We start from the raw sequence: 5,209 nt of genomic DNA, 5'->3' as shown, positions 1-5,209 counted from the left end.
TATTGTGAGAGGAGAGCTGCCCGCATGCTGCTGCAAATGAATAAGATTACAAAATCCTACGGAGCGCTAAAGGCCAATAGCGAAGTGGATTTTTCGCTGCGTAAAGGAGAAATTCATGCGCTGGTCGGAGAAAATGGCGCTGGAAAAACGACATTGATGCGCATTTTGTACGGCATGGAGACGCCGACTTCTGGCAGCATCGTTGTAAACGGCAAGCAGGTGGCGTTTCATAGCCCATCGGATGCCATTAACAGTAAAATCGGGATGGTGCATCAGCATTTTATGCTGTTCCCAACGTTCACCATTTCTGAAAACATCGTCATCGGCCGGGAGCCCGCCAAGGCAGTAAGCTTCGATCGCAAGCAAGCGGCACTTATAACAGAGCAATTGGGCGCTTCTTATGGCATGCCCGTTGATCCGTGGAAAAAGGTAGAGGATTGCTCGCTAGGCTTGCAGCAGCGCGTAGAAATATTGAAGGTGCTGCATCAGGGAGCAGAAATCATTATTTTGGACGAGCCGACAGCGGTATTAACACCTCTTGAGGTCAAGGAGCTGCTTATTGCGATCAAGCGGCTGGCCGCACAAGGCAAAAGCTTCATTCTAATCAGCCATAAGCTTCAGGAAATTATGGATGTAGCTGATCGCATTACGGTGCTGCGCGACGGTAAGCTTAGCGGTACGGTTAATGCGGCGGATACGAGTATTGAAGAGCTGTCGCGGATGATGGTTGGCCGCGAGCTGCTGGAATTGCAGAAAGAGGCTCCAGCGAGCGGCGAGAAGGTGCTTGAAGCGCTGCAGCTTACGATAAAAGGCGAGCATGGCAAGCCGAAGCTTGATCAAGTCAGCCTTACCGTTCACGCTGGAGAAATTGTCGGCATCGCCGGTATTTCCGGCAATGGGCAATCGGAGCTGCTGCAGGCGATTTCGGGACTTGTCCCTGTCGATTCTGGAAAAATCGAGCTGCGAGGCAAAGAGGTTACAGGCGAGTCTGTGCGCAGCATTCGTGAGCAAGGGCTAGCCCATATACCGGAGGACCGCTATCAATGGGGCGTGGCCAAGGACGCTACGGTGCTGGAAAATGGTCTAATGGGCCATGCCCGGCGCTATCAGCGCGGAGGCGTGCTGCGCGGGGCTGCTATCCGCCAGCTCGTAAGCGGCTGGGTTGAGCGTTTTGGCATTAAGACAGGCTCGATTCATACGAAGGCGCAATATTTATCGGGGGGCAATTTGCAGAAGCTGATTGTGGCGCGCGAGCTTGCTCAGGAAACACCTTTCCTAATTGCAGCTGAGCCCACCCGTGGCGTCGATATCGGCGCAATGGAAATTATTCATGGCGAGCTGCTGAAGCGGCGGGCTGATGGCGGAGCGATTTTGCTCGTGTCCTCGGAGCTGACGGAAATACTAAAGCTGTCCGACCGCGTGCTCGTTATGAATGATGGCCGGATCGTTGGCGAGCTGCCGGGCTTAACGGCTACGGAAGAAGAAATTAGTCTGTTAATGGCGGGAGGATAAACGGGTGGACAAGCTTAAAGGAATACTGAGGGCGTTATTGCAGCCGCTTCTCGCCATCGTTGTCGGTCTCGGAGCGGGCGCTATCGCCATCGCGATTGTTGGCGGATCTGTCACTGAGACCTATGCCGAGATGTGGAAGGGCGCCTTCGGCAGTTTTTATTTTTTCACGAATACATTAAGCCGCGCTACACCTATTATGCTGATTGGGCTTGGGGTGGCGCTTGCCTTCCGCGCAGGCTTTTTCAATATGGGCTCCGAAGGACAAATGGTGCTTGGCGCGCTAAGCGCCGCAGTGACCGCCATTTATTTGCCGGGTCCAGCTTGGTTTAAGCTTGTTGCAGCGCTGCTTGCCGGCGTAATTGCTGGCGGACTATGGTCCGCTTTTGCCGGATGGCTGGATGCCCGGTTTCGCATGAACTTATTGATTACGACCTTATTGCTTAATTATATAGCATCCTTATTTGCCGGTTATGTTGTTTCCTACCCCTTGATGGACAGATCCGGCTCGGCGGCTATGGCGCAGACGGTCATGGTGGATAAGAGCGTGTGGCTGCCCAAGCTGTTTCAAGGGATGAGCCTGCATGCAGGGTTTCTGTTCGCACTGCTTGGGGCTATAGCGCTTGCCTGGTTTATGCGTTATATGGTTAAAGGCTATGAGATCCGGATGATGGGCGGCAATCCGCTGTTCGCGAGCTACGGCGGTGTTAATCGCGGAAGGCTGATGCTGTACAGCATGTTCGCCAGCGGTGGGTTTGCCGGTCTCGCCGGAGCCGGTGAGGTGCTGGGCACCCAATACCGCTATTTGGATGGCGCGCTTACCTCACCTGGGTACGCTTGGTCAGGCATTATGGCGACGCTGCTGGCTGGATCGAATCCGTTAGGCACTGCGCTCGCTGCTATATTGCTGGCTGCGCTGCAAACCGGAGGAATGGGCGTCGAGCGCAATACCGATGTGCCGCTGGAAGTATCAAGCATTATTCAGGCCGTACTTATTTTATTTATTTCCGCAAAGTTTACTTATTCGTTCTTTAAGAAAAAGAAGAAGGCGGGGGCTTAAGGTGGATCAGCTGTTTGATGTTTCCCTGTTCGCTTCGACACTCCGCATGATTACGCCGATTTTGCTTGCAGCGCTCGGCGGTGCGTTATGCGCGCGGGTTGGCCTGTTTAACGTCGGCTTGGAAGGGCTCATTCTCATTGGCGCCTTCTCGGCGATTGTCGGCAACCATTTGACGGGCAATGTATGGCTCGCTGTGCTGTTTGCTATCGTCTGTGTGCTCGTGTTCTCCTTATTGCTTGCTTATATGGCCATTCATTTGAAGGCGAATGTCATCGTCGTCGGGATTTCGCTTAACTTTCTTGCGCTTGGGCTGACGACGTTTTCCTTGCGGGCGATCTTTGATGTCAAAGGCGCTTATTACGATAAAAGCATGGTAGGCCTGCCAAAATGGGATATTCCGCTGATTAAGGACATTCCTTGGGTAGGAGATGTCGTTTCCGGCCATTCGCCGCTCGTCTATTTATCAATCGTGCTCGTCGCTTGTTTGCAGTATTATTTATTTAAAACCGTTTCGGGCTTCCGCTTGCTCGCTGCTGGCCAAAATCCGGTTGCTGCGAGAAGCCTCGGCATCAAAGTGACGCATATTCAGTATGGAGCTGTACTGATGTGCGGCGTCCTGTGCGGACTAGCTGGTGCACAGCTGTCGCTCGGTCAAGTGACTATGTTTACCGAAGGCATGACGGCAGGACGAGGTTTTATCGCGCTAGTTGCCACGATGCTTGGACAGTCTAATCCGCTTGGCGTTGCTGGTGCGAGCTTGCTGTTCGGGTTTATGGATGCGCTGAGCACCCGGCTGCAGGGCTATGCGCTGCCGGTCCATTTTACAATGATGCTGCCTTATGTAGTGACGATCATTGCGATGTTTTTCTTCAAGGATAAAAGCTATTTGGCGGAGGCGCGCAAGGCGAACGAAAGCTCGCGTTAGGAGCGCTGCTTCAAGCCGCATAATTGAAGGAGGTTTAATTGAGTATGCTTAGTAAAGCTGAACGTTTGAAAAAAGCGCCGGTTCGGCATATTGAAGTGGCTGCCGAAATCGCCCACCGGGTTCCGCCTGGACAAGCGCTGACGGATCGTTTTCCGATTTTGCATGAGAATGAAGTGCCCGAATATAATATGGCGGAATGGACGCTGACAATCAGCGGTGCTGTCGAGAAGGAAAGCATTTTTTCCTATGAGCAGCTGATGGCGATGCCGCAGACGACGCAGGTAAGCGATATTCATTGTGTAACCCGCTGGTCGAAGCTGGATACGAAGTGGGAAGGCGTCAAATTCAAGGATTTGCTGCCGCTGCTTGGCGTTAAGCCGGAAGCCAAATATGTGATGATTTATGCTGATCAGGATTATGAAACGAACCTGCCGCTTGAAGATTTATTGCGGGAGGATGTATTGCTTGCTCATAGCTATGATGGCGAGCAGCTGACGCCAAAGCATGGCTGGCCGCTGCGCCTCGTGGTGCCGCATTTGTATTTCTGGAAAAGCGCGAAATGGATTCGCGGCTTTGAATTTATGACAGAGGACCGCCCGGGCTTCTGGGAGCGCAATGGCTTTCACAATTACGCGGATCCGTTTGAGGAGCAGCGCTTCTCGGGAGAAGATTTGGGGCTGCCGGAAGATGAATGGCATAAAAAGGAGTGGGATTAACTTGCTGTTGCCGATTTTACAAGTGAATACAGAGGATTTGCCCGCTATTGCTATCGTTTGCGGCGATCCGAAACGCGCCGAGACGATTGCAGGACATTTGGAGGAAAAGCGCGAGCTGGCATTCAGCCGTGAATACCGCAGCTTTGTTGGAGCCTATAAGGGAGTGCGCCTAGCGATAGTCAGCCATGGCGTAGGCTCGCCGGGTGCGGCCGTATGCTTTGAGGAGCTGATCAAGGGCGGCGTTACGACGCTGATTCGCGTTGGGACGGCGGGCTCTTATTCGGCCGAATATCCTGCCGGCAGCCTCGTTGTCAGCACGGCTGCGGTTCGCGCAGACGGCTTGACGCGCCAGCTGGTGCCAGAAGGTTTTCCAGCGGTTGCCGATCATGAAGTAAGCAGCGCCCTTTATGAGGCGGCTGTTGCGGAAGGCGGCATTGTGAAAAAGGGTATTACCGTGACGCTTGATGCTTTCTTTACAGGCGTCGTGGACATTCCGCATAAGCAGTACAAGCAGGCTGGTGCGCTTGCGGTTGAGATGGAAATCGCTGCACTTTACATCATTGCAACGCTGCGCGGCGCACGCGCTGGAGCGATTCTAGCTTTGGACGGCTATGCAGATGCAGATTTGGCGCAAGAATATGATCCGCATACGAATGTTGTGGCGGAAGCTATCGAACGGGAAATTGCTGCTGCTTTGAACGCGGCCTTGAAACTGGCAAGCGCATAAAGCAAAGGGAGTGAAGGTCAAGTGGAACAGAACGTATTTGCCTTTTTGATGTTTTCAGCAGGTGATGTGCATGGACAACCAGCTCAGCGATTCGCATCCCCATGCCTTTACTCCCGCACTTTCATTATTCGTAAATTGTGACAGCGAGGCGGAAATCAACGGGGGTTTCACGAAGCTGGAGGATAAATATGGCGTATCGTGGCAGTTGAACTTGCCTGTCCGTTCATAAGCGTTTATAGTAGGCTTTCATACGAAAGACCGCGCTCCCTTAT

General features: G+C 52.9%; 6 protein-coding genes. All 6 read left to right on the top strand.

All coding sequences use genetic code 11. The features are described from left to right. Nucleotides 1-24: 24 nt before the first annotated feature. The 6 genes from ACSR9A_RS02170 to ACSR9A_RS02145 all read left to right on the top strand — a co-directional run bounded on the left by ACSR9A_RS02170 (nucleotide 25) and on the right by ACSR9A_RS02145 (nucleotide 5,166). Entirely contained in the window at nucleotides 25-1,512 is a 1,488-nt protein-coding gene (locus tag ACSR9A_RS02170; RefSeq protein WP_473755387.1) for an ABC transporter ATP-binding protein, read from the top strand. Nucleotides 1,513-1,516: 4 nt separating this feature from the next. After that, a complete protein-coding gene (locus ACSR9A_RS02165) occupies nucleotides 1,517-2,569 on the top strand; it encodes an ABC transporter permease (protein ID WP_341281833.1) in 1,053 nt (350 codons plus the stop codon). Nucleotide 2,570: 1 nt separating this feature from the next. Beyond that, complete coding sequence (locus ACSR9A_RS02160; protein WP_056040066.1) at nucleotides 2,571-3,494, top strand: ABC transporter permease; 924 nt, start codon at nucleotides 2,571-2,573, stop codon at nucleotides 3,492-3,494. 44 nt (nucleotides 3,495-3,538) lie between these two features. Next, complete coding sequence (locus tag ACSR9A_RS02155) at nucleotides 3,539-4,210, top strand: sulfite oxidase-like oxidoreductase (RefSeq protein ID WP_473755385.1); 672 nt, start codon at nucleotides 3,539-3,541, stop codon at nucleotides 4,208-4,210. 1 nt (nucleotide 4,211) lies between these two features. Further along, nucleotides 4,212-4,937 (top strand): nucleoside phosphorylase, encoded by a 726-nt coding sequence (locus ACSR9A_RS02150; RefSeq protein ID WP_473755386.1) that lies wholly within the window; start codon nucleotides 4,212-4,214, stop codon nucleotides 4,935-4,937. Between the two features lie 70 nt (nucleotides 4,938-5,007). Continuing rightward, the gene (locus ACSR9A_RS02145; RefSeq protein WP_473755384.1) at nucleotides 5,008-5,166 is read left to right on the top strand and encodes a hypothetical protein; all 159 of its coding nucleotides are present in this window, start codon (nucleotides 5,008-5,010) and stop codon (nucleotides 5,164-5,166) included. Nucleotides 5,167-5,209: the final 43 nt, after the last annotated feature.

The organism is Paenibacillus sp. R-74696 (assembly GCF_055814915.1).
The sequence above is the reverse complement of the archived record's forward strand: the minus strand, read 5'-3'. Positions and strand labels throughout refer to the sequence as shown.

Coding starts and splice junctions, on each gene's coding strand:
- ACSR9A_RS02170 (WP_473755387.1), top strand. CDS start 25: ATGCTGCTGCAAATGAATAAGATTACAAAATCCTACGGAGCGCTAAAG.
- ACSR9A_RS02155 (WP_473755385.1), top strand. CDS start 3,539: ATGCTTAGTAAAGCTGAACGTTTGAAAAAAGCGCCGGTTCGGCATATT.
- ACSR9A_RS02145 (WP_473755384.1), top strand. CDS start 5,008: ATGGACAACCAGCTCAGCGATTCGCATCCCCATGCCTTTACTCCCGCA.